Below are 19,595 nucleotides of genomic sequence, written 5' to 3'. Positions count from 1 at the left end.
AAGGAGGAATTCTGTAATGGCTAAGAATGTACTTAAACTAGGTGACCCTGTCATAAGCACGTACACCTCATATGGGACATTAACATCCGTTATGCACGAAGATTTATGGCCATGGATTTTCAATAACTTTATACAAATCAGGTATGCACATGGATGGGGGATTTTCTCGTTTGACTCTCATCAGTTTCTACTAAGCACCTGTCCGGGCATTTCCTTTTACAACCTGCCACAAGAAATTGTAATTAGCAAATGGGGAACATCCCTGAAGCAAGTGATTACGGAAGCGATAGATATGGGATATTATCTATATATTTATGCAGATCGATATTATATTGAATGCACAGACTATTATCAAAAGGAACATCTCATGCATGAGTTATTGGTGTACGGATATGATCTGGATCAAAATGTGATATACATTGCGGATAATCTAAGCGATGGTAAATTCATACAATCCGTATGTAGTCTGGATGAACTTGAGAAGGGCTACTGGACCATGTCTAATGAGTACAGTTTTTGGACAGAAGTGAGATTTCTCAAGCCTATTCCGAATATCAATTATGCAATTCATGTAGAGCAGATAATAAAAGCGATGGAAAACTACCTTAACTCAAGCGAGACCTATGACTTAGTGAGAGATCAGAAATACGATTTTGGAATGCAAGCCATTCAACGCATCTTTACCGATATCGAGCAGGCAGCCCTCGTTGGAGAAGAATTGGATTCACGAGTCTTTCATCTCTTATATGAACATAAGCTGCTTATGGAGTTGCGTTTATCTTACTTAATGGAGAAATCAATCATTGAGCCAGATGCAACCTTTTTGGAACTTAGCACCGGTTTGAAACAGGACTATTTTAAATTGAGAAATATAGTTCTCAAATACAATATAACGCGTGACACCAATTCACTCCGTAAAATAAGTGAGAGATTGCAAGAGAATCTCACAAAAGAGAAAGCATTTATCTCTTCTTTTATTACCAGATTGCAACAGGTTGAATCACTGGTTTGAAGCCATCTAATAACAGACCTAAAATCCCCTTTGCTTGTGAGAAAGCAAAGGGGATTTTAGTGTAATAATGAAGTTATTTCTGATCTGGTTTCGGGTCCAGTATGGCATAACTGCCCAGCGTGGCTAATTGTGCCGTATTCAGAAGGGCTTTATCCACTGCAGCGAGGGCTTCGCCAGCAGCTGTCATCAGCTCATCAGAGTCAACAGGTGAGGCAAAACGGAGGATGATCCGGCTCTCTCCTTTTTTAAGTTCACTCTCCGCCTTTGTTTTGTACTCACTAATGGATGCGACTTCGAGATCATTCTGCACATAATAATCATTGGCATCGCTCTCGCCATTAAACATCGCGAGCTCGGAATCAAGCCAGTAATCCTTATCCGCTATCGTTTTCTGACTTGCAGCAGTCTCATCGTTGGCATTGTACAGGAAGTATGGGATGCCGGAGTTCGTCAGGTTGTTGGTGGCATCGACATGGAACCATTCGTTCCCGATTTTGACCTTGTTCCATGCATGTGGAACGCCGCTGGAAGCTCCCGTTACGACGATGCTTTCCAGTCCCGAGAGATCGGATAGCAATTTGTAGACGGAAGCATAGCTGGCACATACCCCAACACCTTTGACCAGAATACCGTATGTGGTAAACGAGTCATTGAACTGCGGATCGACATTTTTGAAATTGTTCTGCTCCGCATTCTCCAGCGCTGCATCATCATACTTCGCGTTATCGTTCAGATAATCGTAGATGGCTTTTCGTTTCTCGTCTTCGTTCATGCCATCCTTGATAATAGAAGCGACAACTTCGTTCGCTTTGGCAATAATCTCATCTTGTTTCTTCAGGATACCACTAGCCGATTCATTGTAATGAATCGAAAGGGTGAGTGTACCATAGTTATATTCGAAACCTTCCACACCAAGAATCAATGGATTCTGGTACATCACTTTCAGAACCACATCCGAAAGTGTCGTGAAATTTTGAGCCTCGGGAAAAGCTTTCAACGAAATGTTATCTTGTGCCGAAATCATGTTTTTGGCTAAAACTTCTTCTAATGCGGAATCTGCATTGATCATTGCATTACCTGTAGCAGGCTGTGGCACAGTTTCCTGATTACCTTGTTCAACATTTTGCTGTGTATTGGACTTCTGCTCATCGACCAGATTGTCTTCTTCAGCTTCAGTAGCAGGTGCTTCATTGGAAGTTTCCTCGGAAGCATTCTCGGAAGTATCATTAGAAGCTTCGGTCGATACAGGATCAGTTGCATTTTCTGAAGTCTCCGTATCGGTTGCGGACTCTGTGATTGGAGTTTCCGAAGCTGGTACTTCTTCCGTTTCCGTTGCTGACTCAGGTGCATCATGATTGTTGATGATCGTTGGTACATCAGGTGCAGGGACGTAAGGTGTATCATTCTTCGGCTCTACCAGTCCGTTACTTGACTCAGCTACGGTTTGCTGAGCAAGTCTGTCCAGGTCTGCTTGGGTCACATTCTCTACGCGTACGTAACTTTTCAGAGCGGTTCCTTTAACGTGAAAAGGAATATTCGTTTCATTGAACTCTGAAATCTCTACGTTGGCAGTATCATAGACAATGGTTTCACGGGTTAGGGATCCGTCATTGTACTCAACTGTTGTTTTTTGAGGAAGCAGATCTGTATTCTTTAATTTCTCCCTATACAATTGTTCTTTCAGAGATGTTGGCAACTGGGAAGCAAGCGGAGCTGTAGGGACACCTCTGCTAAAATTGGATTCTTTGCCTCCACCGATGGCAGTGACGTAATATTCTCCTCGTATACCATGGTTCTGATGTGTAGTTATCAATTCATTATAAGTGCCGAGCCCGCCTTTTCCATCTCTCAGAAAATCATTGAAAGACGTCTCTGTTGTTACCGCAATATCTAAAGGCAAACTATTACTGAAAGCGTCCTCTGCGCCAGTTAGAGGTACATTGGTTTCAAAGTTGGTTAGGTCTGAACGTTTATAAATTTTATATTCAGTGGCACCTTCAACTTTGTCCCAGACGAGCTTGAACCGTCTGTCTTTATCAATCTCATATCTTAGGTTGGGCACAGGTAACTCCGATTTCACTGTAAACGGAATAATGATGGGTTGATCAAGCAGTGTTAGATTTTCCGCATCTGGATCATAGTTCAGACGAATGTAGTAGATTGGGGCACCACCCCAAGAACTTTGACCCCTGTTCATCATGGAATCTGAGCTTAAGACGCCCCATCCAAGAGGCTTAATGGAAACACTATTGTCGTTTGTCTCTGGAATGGCATATACATCGCTTGCTTTAAGTGCTTTAATATCGGTATGTACACTAATAATGTCTCTGGCTGAGAGGTTATTTTTACGTAAATCTGCTTTAAACTTGAACGTAAATTCTTCATCCTGAGCTACGTTGTACATCGGCATGATCGATTGTTCCGACTCAGAGCCGTATTTCTGCTTCAAACTTAAAATGGTAGAGCCTTCTCCTACTTCTGTAGGATTATTCTCGGACGGACTGCTTTCCTGTTCATTACTCTGGCATCCAGCCAGTAACAGGGTGAGCGCAAACATAATGAAAAATAGACGTTTCATGATACACCGCTTTCTCGTTTTTCTAAATTGCTCTAAAAGCTACGTTTCTACACACCGAAAGATTATCAAATATGGTTAAAATCCATACTCAAACCTCTTAACGGACAAACCTCCTATTAATTTCCTAATATCCTTTGCTAGTTTATGGTCATATTGACGCATTGTCAAGGTAAGAGGATAGGGTTTAAGTCCTGTAGAACAATAGAACAGATGTAATTCCGTAGCGTGTGTTCCATGTTAGAATACAAGAATTGCTACATATTTATATACAATCGGATATTTTGCATAGACTGGAGTGGCTCAGATGACAACAGAACAGATTGTCAGATCCTTTTTTGAAGAGGTCCGATCAGGTCGGAATCCGGATTATGCAAGCAGCGTGATGGCAGAACAGGTACTGGCCCATCAAGTGATATCTGAAGAAGAAGTCACGGTGACCCGAACGCCTTCCGATTATGCGGATCATGTGCGAGATATGATCGAAGCTTACGGGGAGTTTTCACTTGAAATCCAGGAGTTGCTGACGCAAGGGGATAAAGTCTACGTGCGCTGGAAACAAACGGGTACACATATCGGAGAAGTGGATGGATATACACCAACGAACTTGCCAGTGATCGAAATTGCGAGTGCGGTATACCGGGTGGCAAACGATCGAATTGCAGAATATTGGATTCAGATCGACAGGTGGGGTATCGAAAAACAATTGGAACGGAATCGGAGCTGATTTTTTCAGCTCTTTTTTAGTTTTTGATTTTCTGTAAGCGTTCTCGTGTTATAATAAACCAAGTTGTATACAAGTTACCTAAAACGTTTTCTGTTTTTTGACTCCAACATCTGAAAGTGAGGTTCAGTGATGATTAAAGCAACGGAAGATAATCAGTATGTTGAACTAACAAGCCCGACGAGTTTACCGAAGGCATCTGGATTTCTTTGGAATGAGAAGATGATGATTCATGTGAATTGCCGAGGATATGCTGTGGCTCAATTCATGCAGCCCGAACCTGCCAAATATTCATACGCGCCCAACCTGGAGGCGAAGACGTTTATGCAACCGGAGCAACCATACTATGCCCACCATCCGGGACGGTTTGTCTACATTAAAGATGAAGAAAGTGGGGAGATCTTCTCTGCGCCGTATGAACCGGTTCGCAAGCAGGCGGATAGCTATACGTTCGCTGTGGGTAAACATGATATTCACTGGAAAGTGATTCAGGACGACATATGCGTCGAGATGTCCCTGCGCCTGCCGAGTGAAGATGTGATGGAGCTGTGGCGAGTGAAGGTAACCAATCTGTCTTCGAGAAAACGCAAGCTGAGTATCTACCCGTATTATACGGTCGGCTATATGTCCTGGATGAACCAGTCCGGTTCATATGTGGAAGATGTGCAGGGCATTGTCTGCTCGGCGATTACGCCGTATCAGAAATATCAGGATTATAGCAAAATCAAAAACTACAGCGACAAAACCTATCTGCTTGCAGATCGCCAACCGACCGCCTGGGAAGTGAATCACGAGAGCTTTGAAGGCGAAGGCGGACTTCATAATCCCTCCGGGCTTCAGTTGGAGATCCTTGCTGGTGGAGATGCTCGCTATGAGACCCCTGTAGCTGTATTGCAATACAGAGTAGAGCTTGAGGCTGGTGCTGAGCAGTCTTATCGATTTATCTTTGGCCCGGCTCATGATGAGACAGAGATTGAGGGCATTCGTCAGCATTATTTTGTGAAGCAGAATGAGGAAGGTCAGGATGGTTTCACCGCAGCCGAACAGGAATATGCGGCTTATGTTGCCGAAGGACAGGGGAACATCCAGATCGAGACACCGGATGCTTGGCTGGATAACATCGTGAATCACTGGCTGCCTCGTCAGATGTATTATCACGGGAAAACAAACCGTCTGTCTACCGACCCACAGACCCGGAATTATCTGCAGGATAATATGGGGATGAGTTACATTCAGCCACAGGTTGCGCGGGCTGCGTTCCTGACTGCATTGTCACAACAGCATATTAGCGGCGCTATGCCCGACGGAATTATTTTGCACCCGGACGCCGAGTTGAAATATATTAACCAGATTCCTCATACCGATCACTGTATCTGGCTTCCGGTCTGTTTGAAGACCTACTTGGATGAAACCAATGACTATGGCATTCTGGAGGAACAGGTTCCTTTTACAGACAGTCCGCAGAAGCTCTCCGTACTGGAACATATGAATCTCGCGATGCGCTGGTTGATCCATGAGCGGGATGCGCGCGGGTTGAACTATATCAATCAGGGTGACTGGTGTGATCCGATGAACATGGTGGGATACAAAGGCAAAGGCGTATCCGGCTGGCTGACCATTGCGACGGCATATGCATTTAATGTATGGGCAGATCTTGCTGAACAGGCAGGGCATGCCGAGCTTGCAGCGGAATTCCGTCTGGAAGCCAATCAGACGAATGCGGTAGCGAATGAGTACCTGTGGGATGGGGACTGGTATGCCAGAGGCATTACGGATGATAACGTAGTGTTCGGTGTGAGCAAGGACGTGGAAGGGCGAATTTATATCAATCCTCAGAGCTGGGCACTTATGAGCGGTGCTGCGGATCAGGAGAAACAGGAGAAGTTAATTCGCGCGGTAGAAGAGCAATTGGAGACGCCATATGGTGTCGAGAAGCTTGCCCCGTCCTTCACAGCAATGCGGGAGGATGTAGGCCGTGTCACGCAGAAACATCCGGGAAGTGCAGAGAATGGAGCCGTGTACAACCACGCGGCGGCGTTCTATATCTATGCGTTGTATCTGGTGGGTGAGAAAGAGAAAGCCTATCGTCTGCTGCGTAAAATGATTCCGGGGCCCGATGCCGAGGATATTCTCCAACGGGGTCAACTACCGGTATTTATCCCGAATTATTATCGCGGAGCTTATCGTCAATTCCCGCGTACAGCGGGGCGCTCCAGTCATCTGTTCAACACGGGCACAGTGCCTTGGGTGTATCGTTGCCTGATCGATGGATTGTTTGGCCTGCAAGGTCACCCACAAGGGCTTCAGGTTCGTCCACAACTTCCAGCAGATTGGAATGAGGCATCGGTTACGCGGTTGTTCCGTGGGGCTGAACTGAATGTGAACATGAAGAAGGATGCGACTGTCCAGACGATTGAAGTGTGCGTTGACGGTGAACGGATCGACGGTGACATCATCAAGAATATCCAAGCCGGCATGAATTATGAGGTGCTGGTGAAGCTACCATTGTAAAAAAGAGTACAGAGTACTGCTGAACAGTGTGAAGCGTTCCGAACAATTACGAAGACAAATTATAAACTGCCTTTCCTTCTTAGGGAAGGGCAGTTTTTGCTTTTAACTTGATCAGGATTCACTCCATTCTTTGACTCTGTACCAATAGCTGTATATCTGCGAATAACCTAGCTTGGCGTAGAGCTTTAATGCAGGTGCATTATTCGCAACAACTTGAAGATAACTGGACGTAGCACCATTCTCTACTGCCCAATGCAGGAGGTGAAGGATCATCTGTTCTGCAAGTCCCTGATTCCGAAAGTCAGCGTCTGTAATGATGTCATACAAGCCGATATAGCCACGTTCGATTACACCAAATCCACAAGCGACGACTTGGCCGTCCATCAACAACGAGATGAAACCTGCCTTTGTGCGAATATTATTCAACATAAGTTCCGAAGTTTCCCGTTGCAGATCATTCATCTTGTTCAGACGGCAAAAGTGATCCAGCCATATTGTGGTCAACTGTTCGTCAATCTGTACAGCTTGGTGCACAGGTTCTTTGATATTATCCAGACTCCGAGTTTGGACATGGGTCAGATCCACAACAGCATACCCTTTGTCTTGCAAAAGCTGGTCAAGATGATCCGGTTGAATAAACGGTGTGATTTTGAATATGGTATTTAACTGATTGGAAGCATAGATGCGCTCACATTCCGCAATCTTTTCATGCACATCCAGCGTGGAGTAGTGGATAGGTTGAACGGAGTTGGCACGTTTGGTATATCCTTTGGCAAAACGCAGTACCCAGCCGTCATATAGTAAGGTAGACAAGGGCTGCCAGTGGTTAAGAGACATCTCTTCAATGGTTTTTTGTTCTGTATCCGTTGTGTGCGTCATATCCAACCTCCGATCTTATAATTTAATAATAATACATAATAATGTATAAAAATTCAATATGGGTAGTTATATCGCCCAACAGTATGCATTTTAGTCGGATATGGTATACAATTTGATTTGGTTGAATGAATAACTTCAGAAGTGGAGCGCGTTATGTTAATCATAGAATTAAATAATCACAGTATTAACTGTCATATTGAATACGGCAAACGCAAGAAAATATCCATCACGATGGACTTGCCATACATGGTAACGATCAAAGCACCCAATGGTACCAGTGAAGACATGATCCGGCAACTTGTCGAGCAGCATGGGGATGTGATTTTGAAGAAGTCCGCTCTCATGCAGCGGGCACTGGAAGGTCCTCAGGCCAAGGAATATGAAGATGAGGGCAAAGGGAGGTTTTTGCTTTTTGGCAAGGAACATGCACTGCATGAATTAATCCCTGTAGATGGGCGTACAGAAGAAGAGATGCGAGCGAGTCTCAAGAAGTTTTATTTTGCTGAGTGTAAACGCATGATTGGAGAGCGCATCGGTCGTTATCAGCAGGAGTTGAAGGTGAAGCCGAGGTCGATAGAGATCGTGGATTCTCCCACCAAGTGGGGAAGTTGCAGCTGGGACAAAAAGCTTACGTTCAATTATCGCCTGGCAATGGCACCACTGGAAGTAATCGATTATGTCATCATTCATGAACTTTGCCATATTCACCACATGAATCATGATCGCTCCTTCTGGCGGCGTATTGGCAGTATCATGCCGGATTACAAAACAAAAGAAGATTACCTGATGCGAAATGGTCGAGCCATGACGCTATAATTTCAGACTTCATCGTACATTTCAATTTACATGAAAATAGCTGTTCCTCTTGTCGATTTGAAGTACAATATAAGCAAATATATCCATACCACGAATGCATTCATGTGCCCGTGGTGGAAGGAGTCCCCGATGGCTGAGAGTAACCATTATTCTGTGCTGGTAGATGAATATATCTCGGAGTTTGAACCCGATGTACAGGTAAGATTACAGGCGTTAAGACAGATTATTCGTGATTCGGCTCCACACGCCGAAGAGAAGATCAGTTACAAGATGCCCACGTATGCACAGCATGGGAATCTGGTTCATTTTGCCGCATATCAGCATCATATTGGCTTTTACCCTGCGCCCAGTGGGATTCTGGCATTCAAGGAGGAACTATCCAAGTATAAAGGCGCCAAGGGATCTGTGCAGTTTCCGCTGGACCAACCACTGCCGGAGGATTTGATCCGCCGGATTGTGGAGTTTCGGGTGAAAGAAAATGTGGAGATCGCGCTGGAAAAGAAACGCAAAAAGGAAGCATCAAAGTAATCCAAGCTTGTACCATAACCAAAGCTCATATCATAAATCTAAAAACAGTCGGATGCCTAGGCATTCCGACTGTTTTTGTGTTTGAAGTTAATAAATCGTTCGCTACTTCATTTAACTTTAGTTTATCCCAGTACTCTTGCTCCAGTTCTATTCGAAGTAATACGTGACGTCTGAATTACTTGCCGTAGGAATCAAGTACATAAAGCTTGGGTCCACTTGCAGGTAGATGGTCAGATCGGACACGCCCAAGTTAGGAACGGTCAGACTGAACCGACCGGTAGTATCCAGCTTCACCGTTTCAGTACGAATATGTTTTTCGTCAGGTGAAGGACCGTGGATCTGGAAAGAGAATGTTTTGCCTGCATAAGCGGTGAGGGTTCCCCGTACTTTCAGCGTACGATCCGCTGTATATACGAATTGCATCAGATGATTATCCAGGTAGTCCTCGTTCCCGGTATCCGGTTCTTGTGGCTCTGTTCCAGGTTCTGTCCCAGGATTCTGTGGATTAGTAGCAGGCTCTTGTGAAGGGTTGCTAACCGAGAAGAAACGAGTCTGATATGAAATTTCTGCTTTGGACCCGTCTTTCTTTTTCAAACCGGTAATGCGAACGTTGAACGTATCGCCTGCCTTCAGGGATTTCAAGTTATCCGGACGGAAAATGACAGCATAGTTATATCCATAACCATCGGTATTTACATTGAAAAAGGCTTTTGCAGGATCACTGCTAACCGGCGTTTTTGCTCCCAGTACCCATGTTTTCTGATCGGATGAACGAACGATCTCCACTTGTACCTCGGAATTGGAGGGCTTCGCAAAGACGTCCGGATTCAGCTGTGCAGACCAGGCTTGTGACACATGGAATGCTTCAATCGGGAATGCACCTTTGTTCGGATACAAGTTGTAATTGTAATTGAGTTTTCCTGAACGGCTTGTATCCATCACTTGCATAGTGCTGAAGTGGCTCGCATAGTTTTTGTTGTCCCGGGATGCGATCCCGAAGCCGACTTTCTTCAGTTGCGGACTCAAAATCCAGCGACGATGGCCGAGTGCAGCAATGTTGCTGGCATCCGAATCATCCATATAAGCTTCGACGCTTTTGACTGCAAGATTTCCTTGAGCACCATAGGCAGCATACAGGTTGGAACTTGAAGCCGATTTGGCGCCCAGATCAAAAAAGTCTTTTGGCATATCGGCAGGACGGGCCGGGAAATGAGTCAATTCTCCGGTAGAGACCACAACTGCTCCATGTTGGGCTTGACGATTAAGCGCAGCATCCAGAACGAGATCCCCATCCAGACCGGAGAGATAACGATAGAAGTTGGCTGCACCTAGAGCCTGCTCTAATGTGGAATCACTTACTACACCAGCGACGTAAGGTGCCTTGGTCGAAGGATTCTGAGTGAATGTGGCAGGTATGTCCTTGCCACTCATCCATTGTGTCCATTTCTGACTGATTTCCTGCTCACTTCGCTCAGGCAGCAGGCTGTCGACAGGGGCTGCAGCGATCTGCTGGGTCCCCAGCAACATGAATAACAGGCCTGCCAGAGGAAGAGAGAGTAACGAGCGGATGTACCTTTTTTGAATAAACATGTTCTAATCCCCTTCTAGTATAAAATGATAATATTATGTATTCGATGTATATTATCGACATTAGAGGGAGAATTCGTTAGTTTTATGAATGAAAATTGTGTTTTGAATTCAGCGATTTTTCAGCCAGAGCTATTATAATACTCACGGAATCCTGTAATCGAAAAGGAGTTTTGGCATGTCTAAGACGCTGCATAAGTCGTTTTATCTCATTCTGCTCGTGTTTGTTGCTGTGTTTATTGCTTCGTCCTTGGTGGTTCGGGCGCAGTATAACTACGCCTTGTATGGGGACAATCCCATTTTGGGCATGCAGCAGTGGAGTATTTTTCTCCCGGTCATTCTTTTGCTTCTTGGTTCAGGTGTCGGGCTATACGCTCTGTGTCTGAAACTGAACAAATACAGTCCGAAAGTTGTCATTCCAATCGTGCTGCTATGTTCTCTGGCCATTCAGATCATCATCATTTTCGTATTTCCGAGATTGCCCACCGATGATTCACAGACTGTTCTTTCACTGGCCATGAACATGCTGTATGACCAGGACTACTCCTCGTTTGAGACGGGTGGATATTTGCACATGTTCCCGTTCAACTACTCGATCGTGCTGTACCTGAAGACGTTGCTGTACCTGTTCCCGGACAACTATCTGGTCATCAAGCTATTCAATATTTTGTTTGCAACGTTAACCACATTCATGATTTATCTTATTTATAAACAAGTGAACGACAGATCCACAGAACGTGATTACGGTGTGTTGATCTTTGCAGCGACGTACCTGCCATCCTTGTTCCTGAACAACCTGATCTATAACGATGTGATTGCCACAGCATTTCTGACATCGTGCCTATACTTTATCATTCGTTTTGTGCGTGTAAAGTCTTGGAAAACCATCGTCATTGCCGCCGTGTTTCTCGCGATGGGCAATTACTTCCGAAGCATCGGCGTGATCGTGCTAATCGCTGCCATCATCTATATCCTGCTGAATATGCGGAGCATTGGAATGAAGAAAGTCATCCTTTCCATCGGTGTGTTAGCTATGTTATTTAATGTACCAACCTGGACTCAGAATGCGGTTCTTCAGTCCTCCGGTGCCGTGAGTGAACCTGTTGGAGAGAATGCTGCACCGGTCTATATGTGGCTGAATATGGGGATCAACCTGGAGCGTTTTGGCTTCTGGGACAATATGGAGAGTTATCAGATCTATCAGAGACAGGCCAACTACAATAAGGCTGAGAGTGCAGCATTGTTTAAACAAGAGATCGGCAACAAGCTGTCCGAAGCAAGTGCAAGTGACCTGGTGCAGATGTATTACCAAAAGATCATATGGACCTGGACCGAAGGAACGTACCAGATGGACCGATACGGAATCGGCAATGAAAGCTCTTTGGGTACCGGAAGAGGAAGGGGAGGCGGAATCGCAGGCTCCTACAGTTATACCAATGCAATAACAGAGCTGTTGCAAGGGGATTCGGATTATCGGACAGGTTTGCTCTGGATTGTGTATGTGATGAATTTCCTGATGTACTGTTTTATTCTCATCCGGTTGCTCGGTGGAATTCGTCGTAAAAGGTATGACGAAGTCTCATTGATCCTGGTCATTCTCGGATTCATCGGATTTTATATTCTTTGGGAGATTAAGTCCCGATACATCTATCCTGTATATCCGCTGTTGGTTGTGTTGTCCTATATGGGGTTCAAAGACACGTATGACTTCATATTCCATCGTAAAGGTACCTTGGAGTCATTTTCCCTGAGAGAAAGGTGATCATATGCGAAAAAAACAATATTTCACATCGGTTACAATACTCCTTTTGTTAGGGTGTTCGGTTATGCTTGCGGCCTGTGATGTTATCACCGCCCAGAATATTACCAACACCGGTTCTGTGCAAGGCATGAACGGTGGTGGCATGCCGAATGGTGAAGGCTTTGGAATGAACGGAGGAACACCTAGAGGTGGAAGAGACGGGGCGGGTATGAACGAACGTTCAGGCAGTCGAGACATGCTGCAGGGGGGAATGAGTGCCGACATTGCAGGCAGAGTCATCTCGGTGACTGGAAACACAGTTACGCTGGCATTACTTGAGGTCCAGGACAGCTCATCTCCAAGTATGGAATGGAAGGATACCGGACTGGAGATGAAATTGAATATAAGTGATGATGTCACTATCACTGAAGGCATGGGGATGCCACGCTCGGGTAAATCAAGCCCGAGTGCGAATACGTCCATTCAAGTGTCTGATCTTCAGAAAGAAAATATCGTGATGGTGTGGTATAAGGACAACACCGAGACGGTGGAGCGGATGGCGGTTGTCCAGTAAAAGAAAATGGGTTATCGTCGTTTTGTAATTGCTTACATTCAATTTATGGGTTATTATGGAAACAGGTGTTTTTTGAAGGGAGTGAGCGTCATGAAACGACGGTCTAAGATGGTATGCTCGATTACTACAATGAAGGTAAGCATAAACTGAATAATTCCGGCAGACCATCCGATGAAGGAAGAAAAACTTTAGTTTCCCAGTACGGTCTGAGATCTGCCGATCTATAGGGATATAACTGCTCAGTTTTCTGGCGTATGCGAGGTCTGTTTGCTTGTGCAAATTTCTCGTACACTCAGAATTTTTAAAAGCCGCAGGCATAGCCTGCGGCTTTTTGCGCGCAAAAATAGGTACTCGATGGTTGCAAGCAATCCACCTGAAACGATCCAAAAAGGAGAACTGCCCATGTTAAAATTAAAATATTTATTTCATCATAATGACCTTGCCGAGATGATTCTAAAGAATTGGAACTACGATTCCGAATCGCTGGACATGTTTCAGTATTATCGCATATCCTCCAATGCCGTGTACCCGTTCAGAGAGCAGGGGGAAGTTCGATTGCTTCGTTTTGCCCCGGTAGAGGAGAAAAATCAAGTCAACCTTGGCGCTGAACTGGAGTTCCTCGGTTATCTTCGAGCGAATCATTATGGAGCTATGGAAGCCGTACCTTCCCACACAGGGAAAGAAATCGTAGAAGCTCACACGCCATGGGGGACGTACTACGCTTCCGTATTCAAGAGAGTGCCCGGTTCACAGGTAGGAAGCATTGCTCTGAATGATGCCATCCTGTACAGCTATGGTCAGGCATTGGGAGAGTTACATCAACTATCGCGATCATTCATACCTGAGCAAAAGGAGAAGCAGCGCTGGACCTATACAGATGTTTTGGATTGGATGCAGGAGATCCTGGAGGATTTCCCTGGGGAGACGGCTGCTTTGAACGAGGTCGAGCTTCTCCGAACGTATTTTGCGACTTGGCCGATAAACAAGCAAAATTTCGGACTCATCCACTACGATTTTGAACTGGATAATGTGTTCTATGATGAAGGTAGCCAGTCTTGTTATGCCATTGATTTTGATGACGCGATGTATCACTGGTACGCGATGGATGTGGAGCGAAGTCTGGATAGTCTGCGTGAGGAAATTAAGCCTGAGCAATGGCAGCAGAAGAAGCAATTGTTCCTGAACGGGTACTGGTCCGAGGCGGGAGAACGTTATGATCTGGAGAGCATGTTCCCCGCCTGTCGCCGGTTTGCCAATCTATATGGATATGTTCGTGTGCTTCGGTCTGCTGCAGATCAGTGGTTATATGAGCCGGAATGGATGAGTGGACTAAGAGCAAGGTTAGAGAGGAAATTGTCAGAAAGGGCAGAGCAATTCGGTTATCCGATTTAATCTTCAGTGCAAACCGGAGTTTCTCAATGCAATAACCATTGTCATGTTTCACACCAGGGAAAGTATTCTTCCAAAAAATAAACCAGCTGGGAATTCGATGTGAATTCCAAAGCTGGTTTTTACATGTTATTCCGTATAATCACTTATTGCAGTTCGCCCCGCCTCTACACTGATCCAGTAGGAATAATCTTCGCGTACGTCCACATAGAGATTAAGCTCTTTTGCATCGAGGTTACTTACCGTTAGTTTAAAATTACCATAGGCATCTGTTGTAACCTGCTGTGTTTGGATGTGCTCTACAGCAGGGGAAGGACCATGGATTTTGATCGGCATCGTCTGGTTGGCATACGCTGGGAACGTACCTTGGAGGACTAGCGTGTGATCGACAGAATATACTGCTTTTATGGTCTGATCCGGCAGTCCGCCGTTCTTTTCATTCTCGGTAGCTACAGTGGCCTTCTGTGGTCTGCCCCATAGCTCGAAGCCTTTTTCCTTCAGGTTCTGGAGGAAAACGACAGCCTCTGCCCGAGTCAAGGTTTCTTGTCCTGCATAACCTTGGACCGTAGCTGCTGTTTTGCCTGAAGAGTATCCCATGTTCAGCAGATACCGGATGGCATCTTCATCCTGGGTATAATTCTTACCGCCAAGACCTGATACGATTACAGCTACTTCTGTCCGGTTCAAGGCATGATTGCGGAGTTTCGGATTCTGCTGGCTGGTATCCAGATTCAGATTCAACGCGGAAGCATAGGAATAATAACGATCACTCCAGATCTTACCTTTGGCAGCTTGTCCCTCCACAGCATCAATGCTCTGAATAACATGGGAATCAGCATACAGTTTGAATAACATGGAGAGGAACTCGGCTTCACTAACCTGATTATTGGGTTTGAATGTTCCATCCTCGTATCCACTGACCATCTCCTGTTGAACAGCCCATTGAATGGCATCTTTCGCCCAATGTGAGCGAATATCACTTAATTGGGGGATTCCCGTTACCGTAACAGTGACAACCGCTTCGATCCCTTCAAAACGAATCCGGATTTCGGCTTTACCAGCCTGAAGTCCAAGGATTTTGCCATCCTTGATGGCAATGCGATCTGACGTCGTCGTGAAGGAAACGTTAGACTGTGGAACATAGGATGTTCCGTTATCATTCACGGCAGTGATCGAAGGCAGAGCAATCTGCTCTCCTGCTCGAATGCTCAGGTTCTGTTGTTCTGGCGTTATACGGGTAAGTGTTGCATCTTGAATACCGTCCACATGGAAGAAATGTGTGGCGTATGAGATTTCCGCTGTTGTACCGTCTTTCTTTTGCAGACCTGTAATTCGAATGTTGAACGTATCGCCATTCTTCAACAATTGCACATCGTCGGGTCGGAAGATAATGGCGTAGCCATAGCCATATCCACCTGTCTCTACATTGAAGTAGGCCTGATTAAACCATTGTTTATCCGCAGGGTCCACATTGTAATAACCGGTTGGAAAGCCACTATTCTGATTGTTGGCATTAAAGGTCCATGTACGCTGATCGGAAGTTCGAGTCATCTCGACCTGTACCTCAGAACGTGACGGTTTTGCGAATACATCTGTATTCAGTTGAACAGACCAGGCCTGTGTACTGCCAAAGGCTTCGATGGGAAATGCGCCTTGATTCGGGAACAGACTGTAGTTGAACGAAGCTCCTCCAGTTCTGCTTTTATCAAATACCTGCATGGCACTATAGTACTGATCATATGACTTACCTGCTTCACTGCGAGTGGCGAGTCCAAATCCGATTCGTTGCAGTTGTGGACTCAAAATCCAGCGCCGATGACCCAGTCGATCAATATTGGAGGCATCCGAATCATTCATATAGGCCTGAATGCTTTTTGTCAGGACGTTATTTTTGGCACTGCTGGTAACGTACAGATTGGAGCTGCTGGCAGATTTTGAACCTGTGTCAAAGAAGTCCTTTGGCATATCTCCTGGCTGCTCTGGATAATGGGACAGGTATCCACCCGTGGAGACCACAACAGCCCCATGCTGGGCTTGACGATTCAATGTTGGATCAAGGACAAGATCGCCTTGCAGCCCTGTGATAAAACGATAAAAGTTGGCTGCGTTCAGTCCTTGTTCCAGATAGGCATCACTTACCACACCAGCAGAGTAAGGAGCACTTGTCGAAGGTGTTTCAGTATAAAGGGGAGCTGTATCCGTGCCATTCATCCACTGATTCCACTTCTGGACAATCTCCTGCTGACTTCGCTCAGGCAACAAACTGTCGACCTGTTCCGCATGTGCCGCCTGAGTCCCCCATAACAGAAACAGCAGGCCTGCCAAGGGCAGTGCGAACAGCGAATGCATTTTATTTTTCCGGTAAACCATGTTTCCAACCCCTCTCCATTCTGAATGTACGAAGAACATGTGCATGTACAGCATCATGGTATATTCATCGACATTACAGCTGATTTTGCTTAGAGGCAGGCATGGGAAGCATCGTGCGAGCATATGAATGAGGGCGTTAAATAAGTGAAATTGGTGGTTCATTTATAAAAAAAGAGCACAGGCTACCCGGCTGATTCGGGGCAACTCATGCTCTTTCTACATATGTATCTATTTGGTTAGTCGAGACTCAGGTCGAAATCAGGCTCACACATATAATCTAATGGGTACAGATCATCTCGTGCCGAGATTAATGCACGGAAATGAAGATAAAGATTATTGGGCTGTACCACAATGCCACCAACACGATGAGGTATGAGTTCAGCCACGACGAAGACATCTTCGGCATTGTTACATTTAAATAGAACGTTCTTCGGATGAATGACTTCCTCCAGGTAACTGTATGTCATCACATGAAATGTTTGTCCACGCCATTTGGTCTTGACTACTTTATAGGACTGTGTACGAATCATGTCCAGATAACGTTCAAGCGGGAACGTATGCTCAAATTGCGTAATGTAGCCATTTTTGTCCACATCAATCGTAAACTCCACATCATAGCTCACATGCATTTCTTCTTTATAAGTTCCGTTCATGACCTTCATGGCGTCAAAGTGTAATCCGAATTCCGGATCTTCCACATAGGGAATGGTAATGAGTTCGGGGTCAACATAATCTGTAATCATACTGTTCATGGAAGGTGGGCTGTAATACTTCGATGGCTGAAGATCAATGGATCCGATCATGCTTCCAGGAAAACCGGGGCTGCAAGTTATTCGCATAGTCATCTCCTTCGGTGTTGGTCAGTAGTTAGACGAACGAGTAAGAAGAAAGTTGCACCAGAATAAGGAAAAGAAGGGCGGGGGCAAACTCGGCATTTCATTCTCCCAATATTGAGCAGGAACGAGTGGTAGGTAAATTTTCTTTTCATATAAACAGGAGTACCGGCACGATTTCCAATCGTCCTGCTCTTTTGATACAGTAACTGTAGGACATATTGGAGGTATATATCATATATGGATCATGAATGGGTCATGGAGAACAGTGCCCCGTATCGCTCTCAGAGAGGAGTCCATCTTAATGAATGTGAATGAACATGTAATTGAACAGCAGTCACTTACCTTTGTGGGAATTAAACGAACATTTTCTTGTGTGGATGGCGAGAATTTAAGAGAAATTCCTAAGATGTGGCAGGATACTTTGGCAGACGGAATCGAGGAACGTTTAAACGGGTTCAATAACGGAGCTATTCCCGGTCTGGTGGGCATCTTTGTAGATCAGAGGGAGTTGCAGGACAATCAAATGGAGTACTGGATTGCCACCCTGTAAAATCGAATTAGGAGGTCTTCGATGTTATCGAATAAAGTAATTGATCATTGCCAGGAGCAAGGTTGGTGGCATGAAGATGTTCCAGCGGCCTACGAAGAAGCATTACGCAAGCTTGAGATTGACCTTCAGTCCGATTTTGCACAATTTTATTTACATGCAGAGGATGGACCGACTTTTTACAGCAGGCATCAGGAGTTGTACCATATCTGCTGGTTTATGGAGAACACCGTATATATGGAAGACATGAATGTAGCACAGCTTACTCTGGGACTTCCCGAGGCGTATATTCCAATGGATAGTTTTGAAGGTGAAGGTGGATTTTTCTACAACCGTCAGACGGGAGAAGTGGTGCTGGTGGAACTGGGGGAGTCCATCGAACGCTTTCTCAATGGCGAGAGTAAACCGCAGTGGGCTGATTTCAATGCTTTTCTGGAGTGGTATTTTGTTCTGGAGGAGGAGACGGTGCAATGAAAGATCTAACACCGGAACATGCCGAACTGGAGAGACAAATTATAGAAACGGTAGAAGCCGGTAATGTACTGGATGAGACACAGCAGCATGAACAAGCAATTATCTATTATGATCAGGCATGGGGCATGTTGCCAGAGCCAAAGATGGAATGGGAGATTGCAAGCTGGATCGCGTCCTGTCACGCAAATGCACATATGGAACTGAAGCAATATGAACGGGCGAAGCCATGGGCTGAGATATCGTTACATACGCGGAGTACGGATAGAAATACAAGTCCATTAATCGATCTCGGCATGATCTGTATGAGACTTGAACAACATGACGAGGCGTATTCGTATCTGCATCAGGCGTATGCGTTCGGCAAAGAGCGTGCATTTCAGGGCAGACCGAGGGACGTGTTGAGTTATTATAAGGAAGAGCTGGCCAAGCGCAAGTAGCGTGGTTCCGAACATGTAATGCAAAAGAGAAGGGTACTCCCTTTGGGCCAAACATGACCACGGAGTACCCTTTCGTTTATTACGGGGACGTTCAGCTTCATCTAATCCGAAATATTACGCGTATAGTATTCAATAATATCCTTACGACGGATAATACCGAGGAAGACACGATCGACATCCACCACGGGCACAAAATTTTGGTCAGCTGCAAGTGTCAGCATATCCTCCATTTCAGCCTCAATGAATACACATTCATTATATACCCGATTGTTAATCTCATGGACTTGAACCTGATCCATCGTATCAAAAGTCAATCCGGGTGTATTTCGCATTTTCCATAACAAATCGCCTTCGGACAGGGTAGCAACATATTTTCCATCCTGGTCAATCACGGGAATGGCGGTGTAGTGCTGCGATTCCAATTGCTCAATAGCATCTTTCATGGAAGCGGTAGACTTGATATAGGCCACTTCGGCTTTGGGGAGTAAAAAATAGCTGATTTCCATCATCGGGCTCCTTTTCAGCCTTTTGCATAGCAAAAAAGCTTTAGTATGTAATCTCACTCTTCTTATTTAAACATATTATGTGAGCTTTC

The 19,595-nt window shown here is 45.2% G+C and carries 17 protein-coding genes; 11 read left to right on the top strand and 6 right to left on the bottom strand.

What is annotated here, in order from left to right; translation table 11 throughout:
- The first annotated feature begins 16 nt into the window (after positions 1 to 16).
- Positions 17 to 1,012, top strand: coding sequence for a hypothetical protein (locus ACTHPG_RS25305; protein WP_440392140.1), 996 nt, complete (start codon positions 17 to 19; stop codon positions 1,010 to 1,012).
- A gap of 73 nt (positions 1,013 to 1,085) precedes the next feature.
- On the opposite strand, the gene ACTHPG_RS25300 is transcribed toward ACTHPG_RS25305, so the two are convergent.
- Positions 1,086 to 3,590, bottom strand: a complete 2,505-nt coding sequence (locus tag ACTHPG_RS25300; protein WP_440392139.1) for a transglutaminase domain-containing protein — start codon at positions 3,588 to 3,590, stop codon at positions 1,086 to 1,088.
- A gap of 304 nt (positions 3,591 to 3,894) precedes the next feature.
- On the opposite strand from ACTHPG_RS25300, the gene ACTHPG_RS25295 reads away from it, so the two are divergent.
- Together ACTHPG_RS25295 and ACTHPG_RS25290 are read left to right on the top strand one after the other, a co-directional pair.
- The gene (locus ACTHPG_RS25295) at positions 3,895 to 4,314 is read left to right on the top strand and encodes an ester cyclase (protein WP_440392138.1); all 420 of its coding nucleotides are present in this window, start codon (positions 3,895 to 3,897) and stop codon (positions 4,312 to 4,314) included.
- 129 nt (positions 4,315 to 4,443) lie between these two features.
- The gene (locus ACTHPG_RS25290; RefSeq protein WP_440392137.1) at positions 4,444 to 6,822 is read left to right on the top strand and encodes a GH36-type glycosyl hydrolase domain-containing protein; all 2,379 of its coding nucleotides are present in this window, start codon (positions 4,444 to 4,446) and stop codon (positions 6,820 to 6,822) included.
- A 111-nt stretch (positions 6,823 to 6,933) separates the two neighbouring features.
- On the opposite strand, the gene ACTHPG_RS25285 is transcribed toward ACTHPG_RS25290, so the two are convergent.
- The gene (locus ACTHPG_RS25285) at positions 6,934 to 7,701 is read right to left on the bottom strand and encodes a GNAT family N-acetyltransferase (protein WP_440392136.1); all 768 of its coding nucleotides are present in this window, start codon (positions 7,699 to 7,701) and stop codon (positions 6,934 to 6,936) included.
- A 153-nt stretch (positions 7,702 to 7,854) separates the two neighbouring features.
- On the opposite strand from ACTHPG_RS25285, the gene ACTHPG_RS25280 reads away from it, so the two are divergent.
- Positions 7,855 to 8,517, top strand: a complete 663-nt coding sequence (locus ACTHPG_RS25280) for a M48 family metallopeptidase (RefSeq protein ID WP_440392135.1) — start codon at positions 7,855 to 7,857, stop codon at positions 8,515 to 8,517.
- Positions 8,518 to 8,646: 129 nt separating this feature from the next.
- Positions 8,647 to 9,045, top strand: a complete 399-nt coding sequence (locus ACTHPG_RS25275) for an iron chaperone (protein ID WP_440392134.1) — start codon at positions 8,647 to 8,649, stop codon at positions 9,043 to 9,045.
- Positions 9,046 to 9,192: 147 nt separating this feature from the next.
- Here ACTHPG_RS25275 and ACTHPG_RS25270 read toward each other — a convergent pair whose 3' ends face one another.
- The gene (locus tag ACTHPG_RS25270; RefSeq protein ID WP_440392133.1) at positions 9,193 to 10,635 is read right to left on the bottom strand and encodes a CAP domain-containing protein; all 1,443 of its coding nucleotides are present in this window, start codon (positions 10,633 to 10,635) and stop codon (positions 9,193 to 9,195) included.
- A gap of 175 nt (positions 10,636 to 10,810) precedes the next feature.
- Between ACTHPG_RS25270 and ACTHPG_RS25265 the strand changes: the two genes are divergently transcribed.
- The 3 genes from ACTHPG_RS25265 (at position 10,811) to ACTHPG_RS25255 (ending at position 14,339) form a co-directional block, all read left to right on the top strand.
- Positions 10,811 to 12,394, top strand: coding sequence for a glycosyltransferase family 39 protein (locus ACTHPG_RS25265; RefSeq protein WP_440392132.1), 1,584 nt, complete (start codon positions 10,811 to 10,813; stop codon positions 12,392 to 12,394).
- Positions 12,395 to 12,398: 4 nt separating this feature from the next.
- Positions 12,399 to 12,947 (top strand): hypothetical protein, encoded by a 549-nt coding sequence (locus tag ACTHPG_RS25260; RefSeq protein ID WP_440392131.1) that lies wholly within the window; start codon positions 12,399 to 12,401, stop codon positions 12,945 to 12,947.
- Positions 12,948 to 13,349: 402 nt separating this feature from the next.
- Entirely contained in the window at positions 13,350 to 14,339 is a 990-nt protein-coding gene (locus ACTHPG_RS25255; RefSeq protein WP_440392130.1) for a phosphotransferase enzyme family protein, read from the top strand.
- A gap of 126 nt (positions 14,340 to 14,465) precedes the next feature.
- Here the strand turns inward: ACTHPG_RS25255 and ACTHPG_RS25250 are convergent, their stop codons facing one another.
- Together ACTHPG_RS25250 and ACTHPG_RS25245 are read right to left on the bottom strand one after the other, a co-directional pair.
- A complete protein-coding gene (locus tag ACTHPG_RS25250) occupies positions 14,466 to 16,706 on the bottom strand; it encodes an S-layer homology domain-containing protein (protein WP_440392129.1) in 2,241 nt (746 codons plus the stop codon).
- A gap of 236 nt (positions 16,707 to 16,942) precedes the next feature.
- A complete protein-coding gene (locus ACTHPG_RS25245; protein ID WP_440392127.1) occupies positions 16,943 to 17,545 on the bottom strand; it encodes a hypothetical protein in 603 nt (200 codons plus the stop codon).
- 298 nt (positions 17,546 to 17,843) lie between these two features.
- On the opposite strand from ACTHPG_RS25245, the gene ACTHPG_RS25240 reads away from it, so the two are divergent.
- The 3 genes from ACTHPG_RS25240 to ACTHPG_RS25230 are packed head-to-tail and all read left to right on the top strand — an operon-like array spanning position 17,844 to position 19,000.
- Positions 17,844 to 18,092, top strand: a complete 249-nt coding sequence (locus ACTHPG_RS25240; protein WP_440392126.1) for a GyrI-like domain-containing protein — start codon at positions 17,844 to 17,846, stop codon at positions 18,090 to 18,092.
- Positions 18,093 to 18,113: 21 nt separating this feature from the next.
- The gene (locus ACTHPG_RS25235; RefSeq protein ID WP_440392125.1) at positions 18,114 to 18,563 is read left to right on the top strand and encodes a hypothetical protein; all 450 of its coding nucleotides are present in this window, start codon (positions 18,114 to 18,116) and stop codon (positions 18,561 to 18,563) included.
- On the top strand, positions 18,560 to 19,000 hold the full coding sequence (locus ACTHPG_RS25230; protein ID WP_440392124.1) for a hypothetical protein: 441 nt from the start codon (positions 18,560 to 18,562) through the stop codon (positions 18,998 to 19,000). The genes ACTHPG_RS25235 and ACTHPG_RS25230 overlap by 4 nt, the downstream gene beginning before the upstream one ends.
- 101 nt (positions 19,001 to 19,101) lie before the next feature.
- Here the strand turns inward: ACTHPG_RS25230 and ACTHPG_RS25225 are convergent, their stop codons facing one another.
- On the bottom strand, positions 19,102 to 19,506 hold the full coding sequence (locus ACTHPG_RS25225) for a CBS domain-containing protein (RefSeq protein WP_047840578.1): 405 nt from the start codon (positions 19,504 to 19,506) through the stop codon (positions 19,102 to 19,104).
- Positions 19,507 to 19,595 lie beyond the last annotated feature (89 nt).

Origin of the sequence: Paenibacillus sp. SAF-068, from assembly GCF_051967555.1 — a bacterium.
Classification (GTDB): domain Bacteria; phylum Bacillota; class Bacilli; order Paenibacillales; family Paenibacillaceae; genus Paenibacillus.
The sequence above is the reverse complement of the archived record's forward strand: the minus strand, read 5'-3'. Positions and strand labels throughout refer to the sequence as shown.